The organism is Brevibacillus sp. NRS-1366 (assembly GCF_050467985.1).
This window is the reverse complement of record NZ_JBITPN010000022.1, coordinates 292,369-312,114: the sequence shown is the minus strand read 5'-3', so window position 1 is coordinate 312,114 and position 19,746 is coordinate 292,369. Positions and strand designations below refer to the sequence as shown.

Below are 19,746 nucleotides of genomic sequence, written 5' to 3'. Positions count from 1 at the left end.
GCAGCATGGAAATTACGAATAAGATGATTGATGACTTGCGCCAAAAGCTGGAACGAGCAGCTAAAGATGCTGGTTACAATTTTCTTGACCCTGAGATTGTGAAAATTAGTCAACAATTAGATAAGTTAATCGTCGCACATATGCTGCATGAAAAACGCCCTTCGTAGGGCGTTTTTAGGTGGTGCAAGAGCATCTGTTTATAAAAAGGAATAGAGAAGGTACGCACACAAGTCTTTTCTTGTCAGAGAGGGCTTCTGAGCATAAAAATGACTTGGATAGAGAATGAGCTGTTGTACTCCACCATTTGTTTCTTGCGATGGACAGACGAGTACTTGGGTTTCGGATTCATACGTGATTTCTGGCTTGATTTCTTGAAGATAGCAAAGACACTTAGGCAACTCATGCAGTGCATCGTGAATGTGCTCAGCCTCTCGAACAAATAAGGGGGCAATCAACTCCCAGTTTGCTTCAAAAAACAATTGCCAATAAGAGGAGACAAATAGGCTGAAACGCCCTTTCATATAATCAGCGTCCTCCTGTATATCAAAAACCACATTAGGGATGTCGTGTTGTCGGTTCCACTCTTCCAAGACCGGTTCCAGGCTTCGAATAAACGATTCTGTTGGGAGTGTAACGAAATATTCATATTGATCGTCTACTGCCATGACGCCTTTCGTATGTACCGGATCAAAAGAATCAGGAATTCCATACCGAAAAAGCGGAAGGAAATACTCCCAATCTTTTATGAGCCTAGCGGATTGAAATTGAGCGAGTAATTCTTGTGCCCATTCGTTGAAGCGCTCAGGAGGAGTAGGCTGCGCGAGGGTATGTAGGCTTGCTGCCATCTCGAACAACGGAGAAACACTGTAGCTTATCGTATTGGAAAGAGGGCTACTGCTGGGTAGTGGAATCGTGATCATGTTCACTTAACCTCCATCAAGGATACTAAATTTATCATAGTTCATCCTTGTGGGACAATTCAATCCTTTTTAATGTAAAAAAAAGGAAATTCGAAACCCGACCCTAAAAGAGCCGGGAATCAATCGAATTAGCCTTCTCGGGTTTTGATCGCTCGAGAGTGATTTTTTTGTTTGACTTTTTTGGAGCCTGGCTGAGCTTCACCGTTCTGTTCTAGTGGTTGTGCTACATTATTGTAGGTTTGATGAGGGTTTTCATCCAGAATATGATCTTTTTCCATCCAAATCAGCTCCTTCTTTCGTAGTTTGTCGCAAACGGATGATGACGAATCATAGGAATTGCTGGTATTCTATAAGGAAGCATGTCCACGATTGGCACGATACTGTTTATATGACATAATAATTATTATGTAAACCATATACAAGCTCTATTGGGTGATCTATCTGAAAGGAGCGATACTATGCCGCTGTTGATCGCACCCGTGTTCAATACAACTACCACAGAGCCCATTCGGATCGAGCTTCCCAACTCCTACCATCTCGTCTCTGGTGCTGAAAAGCCATATGAAATTGCATCCCGGTTCTTACGCAATGAAATGGATGAAAACAAACGTTTATTTGATCAGCGAGTTGATCCTTCCAGTTTGTTTTTGGTCGCGGAACATGCAGAGATGAGAGTTACTGATGATCGTATTTGGATTGAGGAAATCGAGAACAAGCTTAATATTGCAGCACTAGAGGGTACCTGTTCGATTCCATATGTCATTACAGCCAACGGCAACATGTATGGAATCACGTATTTAAAGCGTTCCCTTGATGGAGGAAAATACACGTTTGATCATTCTGTGAAGAATGTCTTTCTGTCCTTGATCGAACGAAAGCTCCCGTCTCTGGCATTTCGCCGTTATTCGCTCTCGCTGGAGAAGAAAAGCTATGAGGATCAATTGCTCGATTTGTGGATTGGTCTGGAATCATTGTTTGTTCCTGACGGGAAAAAAGGAGAAATCACGTATAAATTGCGGGTTCGCATGGCCTATTATTTTGGTGATTCTTATAAACAGCGTGAAAAGATTGCACAGTTTATCAAAAAATCGTACAATCATCGCTCAGAGATTGTGCATAGCGGTAAGGTCTTTGGAGACTCACTGGTAGACGAAGTAAATGTGCTCAGACTCATGGCACGTGCCACCATTCTGAATACCGCAATGGAGGGGATTACCCTTCAAGACATGCGAGTAAGATTGGATCAGTTAATCATGACAGGAGAGAGCTATATTGACCATTTTTCTCCGTCATTTTTTGAAAGAATTATTTTGTAACCCTCGTAGAGGAAACAGACCAGGAGGAAGATCATGAGTGTTTTAATTGTGGAGAATTTGTCCCATGGGTTCGGGGACCGCATTTTGTTTCGGGATGTATCATTCCGAGTGCAACCTGGAGATCGTGTCGGTCTCGTCGGAGCAAATGGAACAGGCAAATCCACCATGATGGGGATTTTGACCGGACAAAATATGCCAGATACTGGACGAATCGAGTGGATGCCAAAGATTCAATACGGCTACCTCGATCAGCATACGAAGCTGCAAGCAGGCAAGACGATTCGCGACGTGCTCAAGGATGCGTTTCTTCCTCTGCTGGAGCAAGAACAGGAATTAATGGTCATCGGTGAAAAAATGGCCGAAGCAACACCTGAGGAACTGGAAGAATTGTTGGAGCGAATGGGCGAGATCCAGGATAAACTGGAGACCAGCGGTTTTTATCTGATCGATGCAAAGGTCGACGAGATTGCTAACGCTTTGGGCCTTAGCGCTATTGGATTGGAGCGCGATGTCGCATCTTTGTCTGGAGGCCAGCGTACAAAGGTCTTGCTTGCCAAATTGCTTCTGGAGCAGCCTACCGTACTGCTCCTGGATGAGCCGACGAACTACTTGGACGAAGAGCATATTGTTTGGCTGAAGAACTATCTAAAGGATTATCCGTACTCTTTTATGCTCATTTCCCATGATACGTCCTTTATGAACGATGTGGTCAATGTCATTTACCATCTGGAGTTCACCAAGCTGAACCGTTATACAGGGAACTATGAATCGTTCCTGGCGCAATCTGAAACAAAGCGTAGTCAGCATTTTGACGCGTTTGAAAAGCAACAGGAAGAGATTGCCCGCATGGAAGACTTTATCGCCCGAAATAAAGCCCGTGCTTCTACGACAGGTCGTGCGAAAAGCCGTCAAAAGCAATTGGAAAAAATCGAGCGTATCGACAAACCGGAAACAGCAGCAAAGCCGACCTTTATTTTCAAAGAGTCACGAGCTAGCAGCCGTTTTGTGATTGAAGCGGAAGATTTGGAAATCGGTTATTCCCACGCTCTCTTGCCGAAACTCAGCGTGAAGCTGGAACGCGGTGAAAAAGTAGCGATTGTGGGGATGAATGGAGTAGGGAAATCCACTCTCCTCAAAACATTGCTCGGCGTGATCCCACCGCTCGGAGGAAAGCTAGATCGTGGAGACTTCTTGCATCCTGCCTACTTTGAACAGGAAGTAAAGGCAAAGCCGATTACGGCTCTGGATGAAGTGTGGAATGAGTTCCCAGCAATGAATAACCACGAGGTTCGCGGAGCCTTGGCGCGCTGCGGATTGAAGAATGAGCATATCAACCGCAACATGAATGCACTCTCCGGGGGAGAGCAGGCAAAAGTGCGCCTCTGTAAATTACTGCAAAGAGAAAGCAACTGGCTCATATTTGACGAGCCGACAAACCACTTGGATGTTGTAGCCAAGGAAGAGCTGAAACGCTCCCTGAAGGAATTCAAGGGAACTGTCCTTCTCGTATGCCATGAACCGGAGTTCTACGAAGATTGGGTAACCCAAACATGGGACGTGGAAAAATGGAGCTTGGAGCAAGCGAAAACCCCGATTAAAATATAGAAATAAAAAACAGGCAGTCCACGTCAAGGGGAGCTGCCTGTTTTTTTGCTTGTCTACAAGATAGCATTTCGCATACGAATCATGGAAAAATGTAAGCTGCTTGAATGCAATGCCTCCTGTAGAGGGAGAAGTGACGGAGTAAAACGTAATTCAACCCCAGCCTCGCTGAGTTCGCCAATCAAATCTCCTAATGGCTGCATGTCTTCAGCTTCGACTGCTTCATGGGAAAGATAATAGCCTGCCTGCTTGTCCAAACAGTAAAAAGAATCTGGAGAAAAAGTATATTGATACAAAGTCGTTTCCTTGATGGTTGTATACCATCTGTTTTCAATCGCAATCACCTTTTGGGCAGCGGTCAATCCCAGAAAACGCCGGACATCGTCTTCCGTAGAGTCGGGTAGTTGGTGGTAGGCAATTCGCGGGCAATCTCTTGGCAAAAAGTACATCGGTGCATGCGCTTCATCGATCGCCCATACGGCAGGTGCTAATTCTGGATGCGAAGGGTGAAGCCGTGGAACGAAGCGGGAAATGCCAGGATCTTCACTGAAATGGTACAACTTTTCCATATCGCCACACGCCCCATTCTTTTTCCTTTTGCATTAAATAACAGCCCAAGCATTCGGCAAATACCGTCCTCGGTAGTAAGGGCAGGAGGTTTTCGTAATCGCTTCGCCGTTGTGGAGCATCATGGAGCTGGAGCCGCCGTCCATAGCCATGGCTGTAACGACACCTCGTTCAGCTAATAGCTCAGCCAAATCGTTCATACTTGCCCCGATTGAATGCCCTGGCTGCCTTCCGTCAATAACGACAAAGACGATGGTGCCGTCCGCTTTTTGTCCAATCGCTGTCCGCGGCTGAATCCCCCAGCTTTTGGCCGGCTTATCCGCGAACAAGTTTTTACCGTTCACGATCAATTGGGGACGGAAGCTCATCGCATCACGAACACCCATTTTTACTAATTGTTCCGCTGTGTAGCTGCCTGTAATCAGTTTTCCATCGTAGGTGATCCCTAGAGACGTCTCGCCGCTTTTCGGGTTGTAGCCCTGCAAGATCTTTCCGTCATGAATGACGACACCGTAAGCCTGGGCCCCTTGTCCATACCCATCAGGGTCCGAAAAACCGCTTGCATTTACAATCCCTACCGCGTTTGTTTTTTTCACAAATTCATCAAGCAGATCACCACGGTCTTTCCGGTTTGTGACCAATAGCTGGACACGCTTCGGATCACTGATGTTCATGATTTTGCCTTTAAAATAGTAATTGCCCTTGGATACGTTGATTTCTTCAATTTCTACCAGTTCTTTCGGTTTTTCGGGCAGGGTAACCGTGACTGGTATGCTTTCTTGCTCCGGTAAATCCGTTTCTGTTGGATTCTCTGAGTTGATTACCTCGGGGCTTCGGATCTGCTGCTTCAGTGCATTTAATTTTTCTTCGGGTAAAAAGGTGTAGGGTGCCCAGTAGTCGTGCTGCGTGGTTAATAAGGTCCCGGCCGCCCACTCACGCAATTCTTCTCCTGATTTCGTACCGAATAAAAAGATCATTCCCACGAGCGCAAAGGTAGTACAGGTTAAAGCAGAAGCTAGCATGAGACGCTTGACCCAGCGCCAAGGTCGTCTCCTCCCTGCTCGTTTGTGCGACCGCGTACGTGACAAGGTTTGCATGAATCTTCACACCCATCTGATAGTATATCTCTTTGTTACATGATGCTATATGAAAGGACGAATAACTGGGTAAAAAGTTTCAGGGAAAATAATAAAGGATTACCGTGGTAAAAATAGTTGCAGGAGGTGAGGGGAATGCGTGACTATGATGAGGCGTTTCAAAAGGAAGTAGAAGAATACATGGAAAGTCCTAAGGGGACACGTAATCAAACCACCAGCCGGGACCGTCAAGACCAGGGTGAAAAGCAAGAAACCCGTATGGATTCTAATAACGGGTAAAAAGAGGCCGGGCGAAGTCCTAGTGGATTTCGCCTGCTTTTTTTCAGGCATAAGAAAACCTCTATCGAGGCCTGCTCATGGATGAGCGACCGCGTTTTAGCGGAAGGTTATTCTTGCTGATTCAGTAAAAAAGATGTTGCACAAAGGGCTGAACTGCCATAGTTGGTATCCCTCTGTTCCCTGCGTGCAAAGTGTGGTAAGCTTACCAGATGCATGATTTTCTAGCCAGGAGGGTTCTTGTGAGCACCACGTTTGCAGAATTACACATTAGCGCGCCACTTCTCGATATTTTGCGCGAACGAAAAATGGAAACACCGACCCCTGTTCAAATGGATGCTATTCCTTTGATCTTGGAAGGGCGGGACGCATTGATTGAATCTCCGACAGGGACAGGCAAAACTTTTGCCTATTTGCTGCCGTTACTTACAAAAATCAACATGGAAAAAAAAGATGTACAGGCAATCGTGCTAGCACCGACGCATGAATTGGTTGTACAGATTGCTAGGGAAGCGGAAAATCTGCTCCCTGCGTATGAGAATGCGGTTGTCCCGATTATTGGTGGGGTGGATGTACGTCGTCAGGTAGAGAGACTAAAAAAGAAGCCGGTTCTCGTTGTTGCCACTCCCGGAAGACTGCTGGAATTGATTGATCAACGAAAATTAAAAGTGCATGAAGTGAAAACGGTCGTGGTAGATGAAGCGGATCGAATGCTGGATGCAGGCTTTGGCAAGCCTGTTCAAGAGGTCATGAAAAAAACGCTGCGTGATACACAGCGTCTGTTGTTCTCCGCTACAATCCCGTCGGAGGTCGTACAAGCAGCTGGCGTATTTACGAAGGAAGCCGCGGTCATTCGCTCCGCTGCCCTGGAAGGGGCCGCAGGCGTTGCCCACATGTATTTGGTGACTGACCCACGAAAAAAGGTGGATACACTACGCCGTCTGCTTCGACTCGTGAATGTTCGATCCTCCATCGTCTTTGTCAATCAGATCGAAAAAGTGGATGAGATTGTATCCAAGCTGAATTATCATCACTTGCCCTGCCGATTCCTACATCGTGATGCGACCAAGGAAGAGCGGGCTCGCACCTTGCAGCAGTTTAGAGAGGGTGTGTTCCCGGTATTGATTACGACGGATGTTTCTGCACGCGGTATTGATATCCCAGAAGTCGAATGCATCGTACATTACGATCCGGCATCAGATGCGGACACCTATGTACACCGCAGTGGACGCACAGGGCGGATGGGACGGGCAGGGCTTGTTTTCTCCATTATCAGTACACAAGAGCGGTTTATCCTTCAAAAATTTTCCAAACAAACAGGTTTGCTGATTGCAGAGAAATTTATGACGCATGGAGCGTTAGAGGATCCCAAACCCGTGAGAAATTCTGGACCAACCGTGAAGTCCAAAGACCCAAAATCTGCTTCGACAAAGCCTTCTGCGCCGAAGTCTGGTAATCAAGCCAAACGCGTACATAATAAGGGCGGCTTTGGAACAAAGTAGGACAAGAGGTACACATCTTGTCTGCAGGAGGTTTCCATGCGCAAAGATCGCTTGTATGAAGAGGATTTATTGGTGAATGGCACGGTCGGTGGTGAAGTATTAACCAAGCATGAGCGGCAGGTGCTTCGCAGGGAAGCAGGCGAGCTAAAGGAAAAGATGGAAGAGGCCAAACAAGAGCCGATTGTCGAGTAAAAAGAAAAAGAGCAGTGCTAACGTAATGACCATTCATTGCGCATGCTCTGCTCTTTCTTCTTGCTGGCCTCGTTGATTATCATAACGACACAAGTACGCGTCCAGCTCAGCAAGCCATTGCTGTACATGATCATAGGCAACGTCCAATTGCAGCAGGCGACGAATCATCTGATGGAGCTCAGGTGACAGGGAAAGCTCTTCTTCCCAGCTTCGTTCGGGCTCGTTGTCCTTGGCTGTATATCCAGAATAAAGCATAAACAAAAAGAAATGACCAATTGCATACAAATCGCTTGAAGGGGCAACTTCCCGTTTTAACTGTTTTTCCGATGGATAGGCACTCAGATCCTCTGCGGTGTACGTCGGTTTGTCTCCCATGAAGCGGGCCAGTCCAAAATCAATCAAAAAAGGCTTGTCGTTTTGCCAAATCACATTGGGGATACGCACGTCACGGTGAATTATCTTGTGATCATGGAGATGGACAATCAATTCGCCGATTTGTCGCATAAATCGCGCACAAATCAATTCATCGACGGCAAGATGATGATCAAACAGCAGTTCTTCCAAAGTGGGACCTTCTATATAAGTCATGACCAGAAATGAGTCGTTTCGATAGCGAAATGAATCAAGCCAGCGTGGGACTTGTGGATGGGAGAGAGTTGAGAGCACTTTTTGCTCATACGCTTGCATGGATTCGCCTTTTGGTGTATTGCGCAGACTTGGTTTTACCTGTTTGAGAACCACGCGCTCATCCGTTGGAAGATCTGTGGCGAGATAGGCGATTCCATAACTTCCTATTCCTAGAACATTCGCAATTTGATAACGGCCTACCTGCTTACCAGGGCGATAGGGCTTGTCGCGGATTGTTTCGTTCCACCACGTATTGATTTGATTCCACATGTCTTTTTCCCTCCTGTGTCCATCTTACCATGAAACTCAAAAATGCCTGCCCGCTTTTAATCCTAATTTGCTATAATCAGTTCGTTACATGAAGACAGGAGCGAAAGCGATAATGAATTTTAACATTGACTGGCTATCCTTTTATCTGATCGAACAGCCCGAGGAAGAGGAAGGTGCCAAAAAGGTACGCATGACTCGCCATTTAAGTCATGATGAATACCAAAAAAGTGAGCTTCGGGATTTTTTGGAGGGTGAATTCACTCGTATCGCCAAGCGCAAGGTAGAGATGAATCCAAAATCGGAAGGAACACCAACCAAGCTGGGGCAGTTTGTACTGGAACCTGGTCATCCCTTGGACTCCAACCCGAATTATGCCTTGCTAAATCGACTGCTGGTAGCGGAAATCTCTGGGGAGAGCAAGGAGCCTTGTCAGGAGTTGATCCAATCCTATTTGCGTACATCTCAGGTACGAGGTGGCGTCCTGATTATTGTCCGTACGAGACTGGAGCTTTTGGATGAGCGCTATGTTTTTATATTAAAATGTGATTTTGAACAAAAAACCGCCGTCATCACAGACGAAAAAAGCTTGATTGCGAATGTGCAGATGGCGATCAATGCAAAAAATATGAAGTCGCTGATGTACCCGTATATGATTGAGTCCGGCATGAATGACCCCTACCATGTAAAAATTCATCAGTTTTCACATGCCAAGTATTTTGAGGAGTTCCTACGCTTTATCGAGTACCCGCAAACCGTAACCCAGATCGTTTCAGAAGAAGTCATTTCACTCGCCAGACAGCATATTGAGTACACCTATCCCGAAGAGACAGAGGAAAGACAGCGGGAAGAAGAGGCAATTGAACTTATCGCAGCCAGTCCCAAGCGTGAACTGGCTGAGAAGTGGGAGCATGAAACGGTGATGGAAGCCATGCACATCATCACGGATCGTCAACCCGAGGTGGAGCTCAAGTTCAAACTGGATCATATGCAGATTCGGACGCTGCTCGCGGATTATGGGACGAGTCTTCACATCGCAAAAGTGAATGGTCGCTATCTTGTTCTTTTGGAAGGAGAGCAGCTTCAATTTGAGCGTGGAGTGTCTCCGGTCGAGTTTGTAAAGCCGAAGGAATTGGCCGATATTGTTAAGGAGATCGAGGCACGTAGTCATACGATTCAACCAGTGCTGACAACCGCGAGTGAAGACGAAGAGCGGCCGCCTTGGGAATAGAGGTAGGAGGTGTTTTCAACATGAATCGTAACGAATCAAACCCGAGCTACAGACCAGAGCTTCAGGCATTAAAGCTTATAGGACAGGAACAAAAAGTTTTTCCTGTACTGCGTCATGCTTCCCTAATCAACAAAAATCCGGAGCGATGGGTGGCAAAGCCGCATACGGCAGACACCTTTCTACTCTATGCACTGGATCTGGGAGAGGGCTATACCCTGATTGAGCGCAGTCTGCTAACTGACGCCCCCTGGTCAGAGGAACAACTTCACCAAAATGCGATGGAGAACCTGCAAAAATTGCCTTTCCAAGTGAAGACGCAGGAGGTAGCGGGCAATCGTATTCATTTCATCAGTCCTTCTGATGGATATGCAGCGAGCCGTATATTACTTGATCCTGTCATTCGCCAGTTTGACGCCGCAAAGCAGGGAGATTCTTTAGGAGTGGCCATTCCTCATCAGGATGTGCTCATCATTGCCGATATGGTCGGGGATGCAGGCGCCAACCTGCTTGCTCGGTTGACGTACGACTTTGCCTCAAAAGGCCAAGTGCCGATTTCCGTTCTCCCATTTTATTGGGAAGATGGGGAGTTGACTCCGTTTTTAGTGGTTTCTCATGGAGCAGACACTGCGATTCAGAGAAAGCCCCCGACAACAAAATAATCGTGAAGCGAGAAAGCTGCTGTTTTTTTGTGAGCAGCCTTTTTTAGCAATTGAAGTGTTTGTAAGCCCAAACGACACCAATCCATTTTGTGGTAAAATGTGCGTAAAATGGTCACCGCAGCCTGACAGGTGCCTAGGGGGAAATAATGAACAATTTTATGATTGGACAATACGGAACGTTCGATGAACAAAAGTATGCCAGAGACTTTAGAAAATCCTTTTATGGAATCGAGGCATGTTTGTTTGAAGAAGAATCAGATGTTTTAAAATTGCGGCATGAGTCTCTGTGCAACGGTTTTCAAGTGGGGATTCATTTTCCTTTGCGGGCGGGTGGTTCAGAGCTTCGAGATGCCCTTTTTTTAGCTCAAGACAATCATGTTAGACAGCAAGCTTTTGATTATATTCAGCGCGAATTGGAATATATGTCGTCCATCAAAATGAAGCCGGCGTATATTTTATTTCATTATCCCAAGCCGGTTATCTTAGATAATCGTGTCAATTGGGAGTCATGGCGATTCACGAGTGCAAAAGAATATGTATTCGAGAGTGAGTATTGTTTTGCGGAGTTTACTCAAAAAAGCGAGGCACTTTTCGATTGGTTATCAGCTAAAGGGAAGGAATACGGATTTACGCCTGTATTGGAATTTGATGCATTGAATGCTTACATATACAAAACGGATTTTCTGGAAAAGCTGCTGGAAAAATATCCACTCATCAAACTGTGCTTGGATACAGGACGCATGCATGTCCAGGAAAAAATAGATCCCCATTTTCTTGCTTTTCAGGTGATCAAGAAATTTGCTAAGTATGCGCAAACGATCCATCTGTGGAACATGAAGTGTACAGACAAATTCGAATACAACCATTATCCAGCTTTGCCCGAATGCAGAGCGGAGGATGGATGGGCACCGATCGAACAGTATTTGAAACAAATCATGGAAGAAAATCCGGACATCAAGATTATGTTTGAACATCGCTCAGACATGATTAGCGATGAACAACTGGAACGGTGCTATACTTGGATAGATCAGCTAGTGAACAACAGAAGTTGACCCATGTGAATGTGACCTGAATACAAAAACAACCCAGCGGCCCAGAATGGACAGGGGAGATCGCGGGTTGTTTTTTTCAATAGAAAATTTCTATTAATGGATCGAAGAAGGTTGAGCCCTCCTGTATTGGCTGTCGCGAATGTGGATGATACAGTTAGGTATAATTCTGAGTTAAACGATGCGAATTTAATAATTTGGTTGGCTTTTGGAAAAAAGGGTAAGACCAGTTATCGGTGGGGTTTTGTTTTGGCTCGGAACCTCTCCCTGCCAGGTTGAAACATGTGGAATGATAGCTGTCTTCGCTGTCCGCAGATCCGGTATCGACTTCGACTTCACCCTCTAGGCGATAGTCATTGATGTAACCTTGTTGATTCAGATGCTGTAAGTACCAGTCGAGATGACTTTGTACCGGTTCCCATGTTTTCAACCGAACTAGAGTGACTAATGCCAGATTGGTAAAGTAGGGATTGATTTGATCGCGCTTGGGAGCCAGGCGAAAAGTCCCGCTCGGGAGCCAGCATGATAGGAGAAAGGCTTTTTGGTGATCCTCTAGCGCTTTTCGTACTTCTGACATCAGGTCTTCACTACCTTTCTTACGTTAAAGCCGTGACCCATTTTACCCCGTATTCCATCCACTGAAGAGCTTGGGCATAGGAAGCATTGTCGATAGGGGATAAGTCATCTACAGGTTCAGTAACCATGGCGTGCCACTTTTCGTTTCGATACCAATCGACGCCATCAGCAGGTGCGTGTTCGATATTTGGCCATGCAGCGAGCAAGGGTGGACTATAGAGCTTTGGCTTGCCATCCCGCAGCTTCTCGCCTCCCAATCGTATGTGGTAGCTGTCAGGGGTGGTTTGATCGTTTGGGCGCGGAGTAAACAGGTGCGGCCAGTAGTCCGCTCGTGACCCCGTATGCGGGATGCGAGAGGAGAACGCATAGATTTTCTCCCAGCGGAACCGATCTTCGAACAAAAGCTGATAGAGCGATTTTCCCAGCTTGATGCGCTCTTCGACTTTTGGAAAATGCTGCACATTCAAGCCGATCAAACAAAGACGTCTATTTGTTGGATGAGCCTTGTAAGGAAATAGCACTTGATTGAGAGAAAGCAAGGATTGTGTAAAAAAGGCAAAGGTGGAGAAGATGCGATTTAGTGTAAAGGGTTTTTGGACGACTCGTTGATCGATATATTGTTGTTCATTTACGATAAGAGCACGAGTCAGGCGAGCACTATCCTGATGGACTAAAAATTCTTTCCAGTAGGAGTGCATAAAAATCGAAACGCCGAGCGGCCCCAAGAAAGAGGTGAGATCAGCTCCTGTTCGCTTCATTTCCTGGTAGAGCAACAGCTGAGGATAGGCATCGTAAAAAATGAGCCAGTTGCTTCGTTCCAAAAACCAAAAAAATGGCTGAATCGCATGCTCGTCCATTAGCAGCGGGAGCCATTCTCCTTTCAGGTCTGTCATGTTCCAACCACCATTGCGTGATACGAGGTGAGCGAGCAGTGCCCAGTGAATTTCTTCATGTTGGCGGTAAAATTCCAGGTATGCCTGTGTGCGGGTAACGTTATTACGGTTGGCAAGCGCTGTCTTGTGGCGAATATCTGCGATGATATCACGTTTATTGAGGGTAGTTGTATTCATTACTGGATGTTCTCCTTGCCATTCAGATTGAAAAAAGCAGGTCAAAACGCCGACCCGCTTTTCACTCATCCAATCATTTCTAAAACGAGAAGACGCACCATTAATTTTTCTTTTGCTTCTTCCCAAGTGTCTGCAAAAATAACAACATGCTCCGATTGGAATTCTGTTTCTGCGATAAAGATACCATCTCGTTCATATATGTTCATAGAAGATCGTCCTTTCTGATGCCTTTCAAGCATTGTATGCTATCATGAGCAAGATGATGCATACCTTTTTTAAAAATATAGAGATATAAGGGTGGAAAAATATGGAAATCACAGTGACAACCGAAGCAATAGAGCGCCTGATGGTAATGAGTAAAGAGCATGAAAAGCTGATCCGGATCAATGGCGAACTCGTTGGTGGATGTGGAATGACAGTGGAGTATGCGCTTTGGTGGGATGAAAGAGGACCCTATGATAGGGAAGTTAAAGCAGATAGCCTTACTTTTTTATTGGATAAAGAGACGATTGAATACATTGGTGCAGAAAAGCTCACTGTTGATTATCGACCACAACAAGGTTTTCGGTTAGTAACGCCACATCAGATTTTGGCATATGGTCTGCAACTGAAAGAGCGCTGGGGCTAAAGAAAAAGACCGGGCTTTGTAAAAAGCACCGGTCTTGCTCGTTGGATCATGAATACCAAAGTTCCAGCATCCCTACAGGAAACCCGGTCTGTTCGTCTGAACCCGGAAATCGGCCCCATGCAAAAACACCGTTGAAATAATCAATCGTAAATGGCTGATCATAATCAGGAACACTATACGTTCCGCCAATTCGAAACTCGTCCGTTCCCAGGTAATACGACTTGGCCATAAAATATTTTTGCCTAATAATAGCAAGCTGTGAATCGTCCCCCAGCTTGTTTTTTTCTTCTGCTTCGCGACGTAGACGCTCCATTTCTTCCTGAAGCTCCGCCAACGTCATTTGACTATATAGACGCACTGAATTGCCTCCTTTCCATACAGGTTTATTGTAGCAAAAGACAAGGGAAAACGCGATGTATATAGAATCTCTTAGGGATTGGTGAAAGGAGAGAGAAAAATGACTCGCTTTGATTTAACAGGAAAGAAAGCTATCGTAACAGGAGCAGGAAGAGGGATTGGAAAATCACTGGCAATGGGACTAGCTGAAGCAGGAGCAGAAGTAGCTGTTGTGGCACGTACAGAGGCTGATCTGCACGAGGTGGTCCAAGAAATTCGGGAAAAAGGCGGCGTTGCTCACCCGATTCAGGCTGATTTGACAGAGTCGGGAGCTTGCGAACAAGTCGTTTCCCAAACGGTAGAAGCATTGGGTGGTCTACATATTCTCGTAAATAATGCGGGTATGAATATCCGTAAAAAAGCGCATGAAGTGACTGAGGCAGAGTGGGACCGTGTGGTTGATCTAAACTTGAAGGCTACGTTTTTTCTAACCCAGGCAGCAGGGAAGATCATGTGCGAACAGCGTTACGGTCGTATCGTCAATATTGCTTCAGTCGCAGGACTCGTGGCTCTGCGCACGGGTGTGGCGTATGGTTCGAGCAAGGCAGGAGTGGTCCAAATGACGCGCGTGCTTGCATTGGAGTGGAGTAAATTTGGTGTCAATGTGAACGCAATTGCACCTTGGTATTTCCGTACGCCATTGACCGAAGCGCTGCTCGCTGACGAGGCTTTCCTCCAGGAAGTTCTCCAGCGCACACCGAGCGGACGAATTGGGGATGTGGAAGACTTGGTAGGTCCGGCAATCTTCCTTGCCTCGGATGCAGCTGCCTACATCTCGGGCCAAACGATTGCAGTAGACGGTGGCATGTCCATATACGGATTCTAATAACAAAAGCTTCTGAAACAAAAAAAGGGCATCCCTTAATAGGGATGCCTAAGTATTTGGGGGCGATTGAGAAAAATACCGATCGGCTCATGCGCTGTTGTTTTGCTCTCACCCAAAACAATACGCTAGCCAAAAACTAGTAAGGATATCGACCGTTTTCTCAATGCGTTGAAAAAGTGCTTACGCCTTAAAAATAACAACCAAAAGTAAACTGCAGATAAAATAAAAATAAAGTATTGTTAAATTTTTGTCTTAGCGTGCAAATCTGTGGTTGCCAATGACGACAGTTTGTTCCCTCGACCAAATCCAACGGGATGTCGCTGTTTTAGGATTGAAAAAATAAAGCGAGCCGTTTGTTGGGTCCTTCCCGTTTACAGCATCCTGTACTGCTTTTTGAGTGCTTGCGTTAGATGTGCGCGAGAGATGGCCGTCATTGAGAGGCGAAAATGCATTGGGAGCGTAAATAACCTCCCGTACCGTATTTGGAAATTGTGATGAAGCTACCCGATTCAATACAACAGCCGCAATGGCCACCTGTCCTTCATATGGTTCGCCCCGGCCTTCTGCATAAACCAGCCGGGCGAGCAGTTCCATATCCCGCTCTGTTATTTTCGCTTTTCCACGCTGAATCACCTTGCGTCGATCGTCTCGACTGATATGAATGGAATCGCGGCTATTGGTAGAGACGGGAGTACTTGTTTTTGTTTCCTTCTTCGCTGCTTGCTCCTTAGGCATTGCTGGGCTCGCCGGAGAGGGAAGTGCTGGATTGAAATGAGGTGCTGAAGCACTTGTTGGTGTGACAAAGAGGCATAATAGCAGCAAGCCAAAACTGTTCATAAAGAAGAAAAAGCGCAATCGCGCTTCTCGTGTCATCACGATGGGAACCACTCCTTTTCGCTTTTTGCTTTTGATTGCGTAAGCGAATCGGGTTAAGGCCAAGTCTATAGGTATTGTAAGATTGGTTCAAGAGGGAATTGGTTCCATAGAACTATTTATTCATGCCGGAACGGTTCGTAAATCCTTTTTAAAAGAGGAAAAAAGAACACCACTGCGACGAACAGTGATGTTCTTTTACACGATGGTACCGTTTTATTTTTCAGTGATCGTTACTGTTTTGATTTTGATGGTTTGTTCCGGAACGCTAAGCTCACCAGTCTGTGGGTTGGCTTTAACTTTCGTGCCAGCAATTTTTTGCACGACATCCATACCGCCCGCTACTTTACCAAAAATGGTATATTTAGGGGAGTTTTCCAAACCTTCGACGTCTTTACCGGATCCGATGAAAAATTGGCTGCCGTTAGTATTCGCACCTGCATTTGCCATTGCAACTACACCGACTTCGTATTTGTGTCCATTTTTCAGCTCGTCTTCGAATGTGTAACCAGGTCCACCAATGCCATTATCCAATGGATCCCCTGTTTGAATCATGAAATCTTTTATCACGCGGTGGAATGTAATGCCGTCATAGAACTTGTCTTTCGCGAGGAAAACAAAGTTGTTAACGGCAATAGGTGCATCTTTTGCGAACAGATCAATGGTAATATCTCCCACGGTCGTGGAGATTTTTGCCTGATACGTTTTCGTTTTATCGATCTGCATGGCCGGAGCTTTGTCATACTTCTTCTCGCCCGTAGGTCCCGCTGGCTGTGCAGGCTCCTTGGAGACCGGTTTTTCAGCAGGGGCGGTCGGTTGAGTAGGGGCAGTCTGGTTGGGGCTGCTGGAACACCCTGCTACTAAGGCAATCACCGTCAGACAAGCAAAAATCGTAGTCATGAGCTTTTTCATTTTATACACCTTCCTTTGTATCTTCCCTGTTGGGTGGTTCGGTTTCGAATTATAGCACAATTGATGAGGAAAATGCCAATCGACTGGTTGCTATTCCCATACTCGTGATATGATGGAACCTGAAGGTAATGATTGTTTTGTTTGATCGAAATACGGTCATTACTGCCTTTCTGAAAAACTTCAATACCATTTTTTACAGAATAAAAGGCGAGGGTGGTCACACGTGGGAGAGCGATTTGAAACCAAAACAGTACATATCGGTCATCAACCTTTGCGTCATGTCACTGCCAAGTCTACCCCCATTTACCAGACTTCTGTATTTGCCTTTGAAGGCTTAGAGGAAGTAGAGCAATTTTATGCGGGTGAAGGCGAGTATCTCTATACGAGAAACGGCAATCCCAATCAGACGGAGCTCGCAGATACGATTGCTGCACTGGAGCAGGCAGAAGCAGGTGTCAGCGCGTCTTCTGGAATGGGTGCGATCATGGCTGGCCTTCTCTCGGTACTTGGGCCCGGTGATCACGTGTTGGCCTCCCATGAAATATATGGCGGGACCTATGCCCTGCTATACAAGGAGCTATCGCGGTTTGGGATCGAGCTGACAAGTATCAACTTGAACGAAATGACCACGCTTGCCAATCATATACGTCCAACCACGAAGCTGTTTTTTCTCGAAACAATCACGAATCCATTGTTGACAGTAGTAGATATGCCTTCCTGGGTCGCCGAGGCCAAACAACACGGTCTAACTGTGATGGTGGATAATACGTTTGCCACGCCGTATCTGGTACAGCCGTCCACTTTGGGAGCTGATCTCGTAGTCCATAGTGCAACCAAGTACATCGGAGGACATAGTGACGTGACAGCAGGCGTGCTGGTTGGAAGTCATGAGCTGATCCAGCGTGCCCGCGAAATTGTTGTCAACTACGGCACCTCTCTTAGTCCCTTTGAGGCTTGGCTGACTTCCCGTGGATTAAAGACATTGGCTGTTCGGATGGAACGCCAATGCGACAATGCAAGTCAAGTAGCTTCCTTTTTGGCGAAACATGCTGCGATCAAGCACGTTTATTACCCGAGCAGTGAGGCTACTGCGTTCTTTGCGAGAAAAAAACAAGGTGCGATGGTTTCGTTCTCCCTTGCTGATGAAAGCAAGATATACGATTTTTATCGCTCATTGGAATGGATTAAATTTGCTCCATCGCTTGCTGGCGTGGAGACAAGTGTTTCTCATCCTGTGACGACGTCGCATCGCGCGTTTACGGAAGAACAGCGGCAAGCAACGGGAATCACGATGGGGCTTGTTCGTTTGTCTGTTGGGATTGAAGCCATCGAGGATATCGTTGGAGAGCTTAATCAAGCATTGGAAAAATAATAGAAAAAAATCTCCTAATTCTGTTACTTTCTTCCGAATCTAAACGTATTACTTGGTTAGAGAAGAATTAGAATGTCTGAGAAAGCATCGTTTTTTAGGATGAGAAGTGCCACTCAGACTGAAAGAAACCGAGGAAACCGTTCATGGGAATGGCAATGGAACGTTCCGCGCAGCCATCGGTCAAATCGAGTGAGGAATATTACGAATCTCGTCCATTTACAGAACTGTATGATGAGTATTTTGATCGGGTCAACCGTTATTTGCGATGCCGGGTTCAAAATACGTGGGACGCTGACGATTTGACAACTGTGGTCTTTTTAAAAGCGCTGGAAAAATTTGAACAATATAGCAGAAAAAGTCCGTTCGCTTCCTGGATTTTCCGGATTGCACATAATACTTATGTGGATTTCATGCGGAAAAACAGGGAGATTCCAGTAGATCAGGAGGATTTTCTGGGAGCAGAACCGGACGATACCTGGCAGCCGGAGCGGCAGGCATTGACGAATGAGGAAATTCGCCTGCTTCGTGACCGGCTCGACTTGCTGTCGCAGGATCAAAAAGACGTATTGATGCTCCGCTATTTTGCCGATCTCAAAATCAGTCAGGTAGCGGTAGTATTGGATAAAACAGAGTCGAGTATAAAAATGATTTCTTACCGTGGTTTGCAAAAACTCCAGAAGATGTACGAAAGGGGGGACTCCGAATGAGAGAGGAGGATCAAAACCCCCAGGGTTATGACGATGAACAGACAGTTCCCATGCTATTGACCCATTTAAAACGACTGCGCCGCTCTGTACCTGTTAATTACCAATTAAAATCCGATCTGAAAAAACAACTGCTTCAGCGGATAAAGGAGCTGGAGGCACAAAAGAAAACTTCCGATGTCTCCGTTTCACAGGGAAGAAGGAATCTCATTCGTGTAGGCTTGGCAACATTGATGGTTTCGATTGCCTTTGTTAGCTATGGATGGTGGACAAAGGATGCTGTTTCCGTACGTGAGCATCATTTGCTTACATTGCCTGCCGAGTCTTCCGCCGAACAAGTGGATTTGGATGCGACGGGTACACAAATCGCATATATTTCTCAGTCGTCCGTACTCCGCACCCTTTCATTGGACAAGGATCAAAAGCCGCTTACCGTCAAATTGCCTCCAACAGAGGGCAAATACATAGCATTGTCTTGGGCTAATCACGGGAAGAGTATCGCGGTTGTGGAACAACAACAGCAACAATCGAGGCTCTGGATTGTCAATCTTCCTGATGTGTACAACCTGGGAAGCAGCCGTCTATTGAAGGAAGAGGAAGGGGTCTTGTACGAATCGCCAAACTGGTCCCAAAATGATGACACGATTGCCTACTCTCGGACTAAAAATGGTGTGCAGGAGATATGGGTGAGCAGTACGGTGTCGTTCCAAGAGTGGAAATTGGCAGAAGGCTCGCAGCCAAAGTGGTCACCTGATGGTCGGTTTCTGTCTTTTATGAATGACAATGAGATTCACGTTATGGAAATGAGAACAGGCAAAATTACCGTTCTCGGAAAAGGGCAATGGCCATCCTGGAGTACGGATACCCAATTGACCTATACGACACCAGAAGGTAAATTGACCGAGATTCTTCTGGATGAGCAGCCAACTGTGACTCGTGAAGTAACTCTGTTTAACCGATCTTCCGAAAAGCTGATCAGAGCGAATTGGTCGGCAAAGGGCAAGCAATTGTTGCTCATATCGCATAACGAAGAACCGGAAGCGCTGGTTATCTCACTGGCGTCACGATAACGAGCGGAGGAACA

25 protein-coding genes are annotated in these 19,746 nt (G+C 46.1%); 14 read left to right on the top strand and 11 right to left on the bottom strand.

All coding sequences use genetic code 11. The annotated features are described in order from the left end of the window. The first annotated feature begins 5 nt into the window (after positions 1-5). The gene (locus ACIFQN_RS18195; RefSeq protein ID WP_429834439.1) at positions 6-167 is read left to right on the top strand and encodes a Spo0E family sporulation regulatory protein-aspartic acid phosphatase; all 162 of its coding nucleotides are present in this window, start codon (positions 6-8) and stop codon (positions 165-167) included. Between the two features lie 30 nt (positions 168-197). Here the strand turns inward: ACIFQN_RS18195 and ACIFQN_RS18190 are convergent, their stop codons facing one another. Together ACIFQN_RS18190 and ACIFQN_RS18185 are read right to left on the bottom strand one after the other, a co-directional pair. Further along, positions 198-920 carry a hypothetical protein gene (locus tag ACIFQN_RS18190; RefSeq protein ID WP_429834438.1) on the bottom strand — a complete coding sequence of 241 codons (723 nt, stop codon included), beginning with the start codon at positions 918-920 and terminating at the stop codon, positions 198-200. 128 nt (positions 921-1,048) lie between these two features. Next, complete coding sequence (locus tag ACIFQN_RS18185) at positions 1,049-1,198, bottom strand: small acid-soluble spore protein P (protein WP_429834437.1); 150 nt, start codon at positions 1,196-1,198, stop codon at positions 1,049-1,051. Positions 1,199-1,378: 180 nt separating this feature from the next. Here ACIFQN_RS18185 and ACIFQN_RS18180 point away from each other — a divergent pair, with 180 nt between their 5' ends. Together ACIFQN_RS18180 and ACIFQN_RS18175 are read left to right on the top strand one after the other, a co-directional pair. Beyond that, positions 1,379-2,236, top strand: coding sequence for a hypothetical protein (locus tag ACIFQN_RS18180; RefSeq protein ID WP_429834436.1), 858 nt, complete (start codon positions 1,379-1,381; stop codon positions 2,234-2,236). A 33-nt stretch (positions 2,237-2,269) separates the two neighbouring features. Next, positions 2,270-3,841 (top strand): ABC-F family ATP-binding cassette domain-containing protein, encoded by a 1,572-nt coding sequence (locus tag ACIFQN_RS18175; RefSeq protein ID WP_429834435.1) that lies wholly within the window; start codon positions 2,270-2,272, stop codon positions 3,839-3,841. Between the two features lie 53 nt (positions 3,842-3,894). On the opposite strand, the gene ACIFQN_RS18170 is transcribed toward ACIFQN_RS18175, so the two are convergent. Together ACIFQN_RS18170 and ACIFQN_RS18165 are read right to left on the bottom strand one after the other, a co-directional pair. After that, complete coding sequence (locus ACIFQN_RS18170) at positions 3,895-4,407, bottom strand: DUF6886 family protein (RefSeq protein ID WP_429834434.1); 513 nt, start codon at positions 4,405-4,407, stop codon at positions 3,895-3,897. A 33-nt stretch (positions 4,408-4,440) separates the two neighbouring features. Next, positions 4,441-5,502 (bottom strand): phosphodiester glycosidase family protein, encoded by a 1,062-nt coding sequence (locus ACIFQN_RS18165; protein ID WP_429834433.1) that lies wholly within the window; start codon positions 5,500-5,502, stop codon positions 4,441-4,443. A gap of 135 nt (positions 5,503-5,637) precedes the next feature. Here ACIFQN_RS18165 and ACIFQN_RS18160 point away from each other — a divergent pair, with 135 nt between their 5' ends. The 3 genes from ACIFQN_RS18160 (at position 5,638) to ACIFQN_RS18150 (ending at position 7,472) form a co-directional block, all read left to right on the top strand. Continuing rightward, positions 5,638-5,781, top strand: coding sequence for a hypothetical protein (locus ACIFQN_RS18160; RefSeq protein WP_429834432.1), 144 nt, complete (start codon positions 5,638-5,640; stop codon positions 5,779-5,781). 239 nt (positions 5,782-6,020) lie between these two features. Then, a complete protein-coding gene (locus ACIFQN_RS18155; RefSeq protein ID WP_429834431.1) occupies positions 6,021-7,280 on the top strand; it encodes a DEAD/DEAH box helicase in 1,260 nt (419 codons plus the stop codon). A gap of 36 nt (positions 7,281-7,316) precedes the next feature. Then, positions 7,317-7,472: a hypothetical protein gene (locus ACIFQN_RS18150; protein WP_429834430.1), complete on the top strand. Its 156-nt coding sequence runs from the start codon at positions 7,317-7,319 to the stop codon at positions 7,470-7,472. A 33-nt stretch (positions 7,473-7,505) separates the two neighbouring features. Here ACIFQN_RS18150 and ACIFQN_RS18145 read toward each other — a convergent pair whose 3' ends face one another. Further along, complete coding sequence (locus ACIFQN_RS18145; protein ID WP_429834429.1) at positions 7,506-8,369, bottom strand: serine/threonine protein kinase; 864 nt, start codon at positions 8,367-8,369, stop codon at positions 7,506-7,508. A 112-nt stretch (positions 8,370-8,481) separates the two neighbouring features. Between ACIFQN_RS18145 and ACIFQN_RS18140 the strand changes: the two genes are divergently transcribed. From ACIFQN_RS18140 to ACIFQN_RS18130, 3 genes are all read left to right on the top strand, one after another. Further along, positions 8,482-9,597, top strand: a complete 1,116-nt coding sequence (locus tag ACIFQN_RS18140; protein WP_429834428.1) for a DUF3900 domain-containing protein — start codon at positions 8,482-8,484, stop codon at positions 9,595-9,597. Positions 9,598-9,617: 20 nt separating this feature from the next. Further along, complete coding sequence (locus tag ACIFQN_RS18135) at positions 9,618-10,256, top strand: DUF1444 family protein (protein ID WP_429834427.1); 639 nt, start codon at positions 9,618-9,620, stop codon at positions 10,254-10,256. Positions 10,257-10,402: 146 nt separating this feature from the next. Beyond that, entirely contained in the window at positions 10,403-11,308 is a 906-nt protein-coding gene (locus ACIFQN_RS18130) for a sugar phosphate isomerase/epimerase (RefSeq protein WP_429834426.1), read from the top strand. A 154-nt stretch (positions 11,309-11,462) separates the two neighbouring features. Here the strand turns inward: ACIFQN_RS18130 and ACIFQN_RS18125 are convergent, their stop codons facing one another. From ACIFQN_RS18125 to ACIFQN_RS18115, 3 genes are all read right to left on the bottom strand, one after another. Continuing rightward, positions 11,463-11,882, bottom strand: a complete 420-nt coding sequence (locus ACIFQN_RS18125) for a hypothetical protein (protein WP_429834425.1) — start codon at positions 11,880-11,882, stop codon at positions 11,463-11,465. A 19-nt stretch (positions 11,883-11,901) separates the two neighbouring features. Next, the gene (locus ACIFQN_RS18120) at positions 11,902-12,951 is read right to left on the bottom strand and encodes a DUF2515 family protein (protein ID WP_429834424.1); all 1,050 of its coding nucleotides are present in this window, start codon (positions 12,949-12,951) and stop codon (positions 11,902-11,904) included. Between the two features lie 65 nt (positions 12,952-13,016). Next, positions 13,017-13,157, bottom strand: a complete 141-nt coding sequence (locus ACIFQN_RS18115; RefSeq protein ID WP_429834423.1) for a hypothetical protein — start codon at positions 13,155-13,157, stop codon at positions 13,017-13,019. Positions 13,158-13,258: 101 nt separating this feature from the next. Here ACIFQN_RS18115 and ACIFQN_RS18110 point away from each other — a divergent pair, with 101 nt between their 5' ends. Next, entirely contained in the window at positions 13,259-13,579 is a 321-nt protein-coding gene (locus tag ACIFQN_RS18110; RefSeq protein WP_429834422.1) for an iron-sulfur cluster biosynthesis family protein, read from the top strand. A 46-nt stretch (positions 13,580-13,625) separates the two neighbouring features. Here the strand turns inward: ACIFQN_RS18110 and ACIFQN_RS18105 are convergent, their stop codons facing one another. Further along, positions 13,626-13,937, bottom strand: coding sequence for a YfhH family protein (locus tag ACIFQN_RS18105; protein ID WP_429834421.1), 312 nt, complete (start codon positions 13,935-13,937; stop codon positions 13,626-13,628). Positions 13,938-14,036: 99 nt separating this feature from the next. Between ACIFQN_RS18105 and ACIFQN_RS18100 the strand changes: the two genes are divergently transcribed. Continuing rightward, entirely contained in the window at positions 14,037-14,801 is a 765-nt protein-coding gene (locus ACIFQN_RS18100; RefSeq protein ID WP_429834420.1) for an SDR family NAD(P)-dependent oxidoreductase, read from the top strand. A gap of 252 nt (positions 14,802-15,053) precedes the next feature. Here ACIFQN_RS18100 and ACIFQN_RS18095 read toward each other — a convergent pair whose 3' ends face one another. Both ACIFQN_RS18095 and ACIFQN_RS18090 read right to left on the bottom strand, forming a co-directional pair. Continuing rightward, positions 15,054-15,677, bottom strand: coding sequence for a cell wall hydrolase (locus ACIFQN_RS18095; protein ID WP_429834419.1), 624 nt, complete (start codon positions 15,675-15,677; stop codon positions 15,054-15,056). 213 nt (positions 15,678-15,890) lie between these two features. Beyond that, positions 15,891-16,586 (bottom strand): peptidylprolyl isomerase, encoded by a 696-nt coding sequence (locus tag ACIFQN_RS18090; protein ID WP_429834418.1) that lies wholly within the window; start codon positions 16,584-16,586, stop codon positions 15,891-15,893. Between the two features lie 223 nt (positions 16,587-16,809). On the opposite strand from ACIFQN_RS18090, the gene ACIFQN_RS18085 reads away from it, so the two are divergent. The 3 genes from ACIFQN_RS18085 to ACIFQN_RS18075 all read left to right on the top strand — a co-directional run bounded on the left by ACIFQN_RS18085 (position 16,810) and on the right by ACIFQN_RS18075 (position 19,732). After that, a complete protein-coding gene (locus ACIFQN_RS18085) occupies positions 16,810-17,958 on the top strand; it encodes a trans-sulfuration enzyme family protein (RefSeq protein WP_429834417.1) in 1,149 nt (382 codons plus the stop codon). A gap of 143 nt (positions 17,959-18,101) precedes the next feature. After that, the gene (locus ACIFQN_RS18080; protein WP_429834416.1) at positions 18,102-18,665 is read left to right on the top strand and encodes an RNA polymerase sigma factor; all 564 of its coding nucleotides are present in this window, start codon (positions 18,102-18,104) and stop codon (positions 18,663-18,665) included. After that, on the top strand, positions 18,662-19,732 hold the full coding sequence (locus ACIFQN_RS18075; protein WP_429834415.1) for a TolB family protein: 1,071 nt from the start codon (positions 18,662-18,664) through the stop codon (positions 19,730-19,732). Before ACIFQN_RS18080 ends, ACIFQN_RS18075 begins: the two co-directional genes overlap by 4 nt. Positions 19,733-19,746 lie beyond the last annotated feature (14 nt).

What these genes read in the sequence shown, in the direction of transcription:
- ACIFQN_RS18195 (WP_429834439.1), top strand. Translation starts at nt 6, where the DNA reads ATGGAAATTACGAATAAGATGATTGATGACTTGCGCCAAAAGCTGGAA.
- ACIFQN_RS18190 (WP_429834438.1), bottom strand. Translation starts at nt 920, where the DNA reads ATGATCACGATTCCACTACCCAGCAGTAGCCCTCTTTCCAATACGATA.
- ACIFQN_RS18185 (WP_429834437.1), bottom strand. Translation starts at nt 1,198, where the DNA reads ATGGAAAAAGATCATATTCTGGATGAAAACCCTCATCAAACCTACAAT.
- ACIFQN_RS18180 (WP_429834436.1), top strand. Translation starts at nt 1,379, where the DNA reads ATGCCGCTGTTGATCGCACCCGTGTTCAATACAACTACCACAGAGCCC.
- ACIFQN_RS18175 (WP_429834435.1), top strand. Translation starts at nt 2,270, where the DNA reads ATGAGTGTTTTAATTGTGGAGAATTTGTCCCATGGGTTCGGGGACCGC.
- ACIFQN_RS18170 (WP_429834434.1), bottom strand. Translation starts at nt 4,407, where the DNA reads ATGGAAAAGTTGTACCATTTCAGTGAAGATCCTGGCATTTCCCGCTTC.
- ACIFQN_RS18165 (WP_429834433.1), bottom strand. Translation starts at nt 5,502, where the DNA reads ATGCAAACCTTGTCACGTACGCGGTCGCACAAACGAGCAGGGAGGAGA.
- ACIFQN_RS18160 (WP_429834432.1), top strand. Translation starts at nt 5,638, where the DNA reads ATGCGTGACTATGATGAGGCGTTTCAAAAGGAAGTAGAAGAATACATG.
- ACIFQN_RS18150 (WP_429834430.1), top strand. Translation starts at nt 7,317, where the DNA reads ATGCGCAAAGATCGCTTGTATGAAGAGGATTTATTGGTGAATGGCACG.
- ACIFQN_RS18145 (WP_429834429.1), bottom strand. Translation starts at nt 8,369, where the DNA reads ATGTGGAATCAAATCAATACGTGGTGGAACGAAACAATCCGCGACAAG.
- ACIFQN_RS18140 (WP_429834428.1), top strand. Translation starts at nt 8,482, where the DNA reads ATGAATTTTAACATTGACTGGCTATCCTTTTATCTGATCGAACAGCCC.
- ACIFQN_RS18135 (WP_429834427.1), top strand. Translation starts at nt 9,618, where the DNA reads ATGAATCGTAACGAATCAAACCCGAGCTACAGACCAGAGCTTCAGGCA.
- ACIFQN_RS18130 (WP_429834426.1), top strand. Translation starts at nt 10,403, where the DNA reads ATGAACAATTTTATGATTGGACAATACGGAACGTTCGATGAACAAAAG.
- ACIFQN_RS18125 (WP_429834425.1), bottom strand. Translation starts at nt 11,882, where the DNA reads ATGTCAGAAGTACGAAAAGCGCTAGAGGATCACCAAAAAGCCTTTCTC.
- ACIFQN_RS18120 (WP_429834424.1), bottom strand. Translation starts at nt 12,951, where the DNA reads ATGAATACAACTACCCTCAATAAACGTGATATCATCGCAGATATTCGC.
- ACIFQN_RS18115 (WP_429834423.1), bottom strand. Translation starts at nt 13,157, where the DNA reads ATGAACATATATGAACGAGATGGTATCTTTATCGCAGAAACAGAATTC.
- ACIFQN_RS18110 (WP_429834422.1), top strand. Translation starts at nt 13,259, where the DNA reads ATGGAAATCACAGTGACAACCGAAGCAATAGAGCGCCTGATGGTAATG.
- ACIFQN_RS18100 (WP_429834420.1), top strand. Translation starts at nt 14,037, where the DNA reads ATGACTCGCTTTGATTTAACAGGAAAGAAAGCTATCGTAACAGGAGCA.
- ACIFQN_RS18090 (WP_429834418.1), bottom strand. Translation starts at nt 16,586, where the DNA reads ATGAAAAAGCTCATGACTACGATTTTTGCTTGTCTGACGGTGATTGCC.
- ACIFQN_RS18080 (WP_429834416.1), top strand. Translation starts at nt 18,102, where the DNA reads ATGGGAATGGCAATGGAACGTTCCGCGCAGCCATCGGTCAAATCGAGT.
- ACIFQN_RS18075 (WP_429834415.1), top strand. Translation starts at nt 18,662, where the DNA reads ATGAGAGAGGAGGATCAAAACCCCCAGGGTTATGACGATGAACAGACA.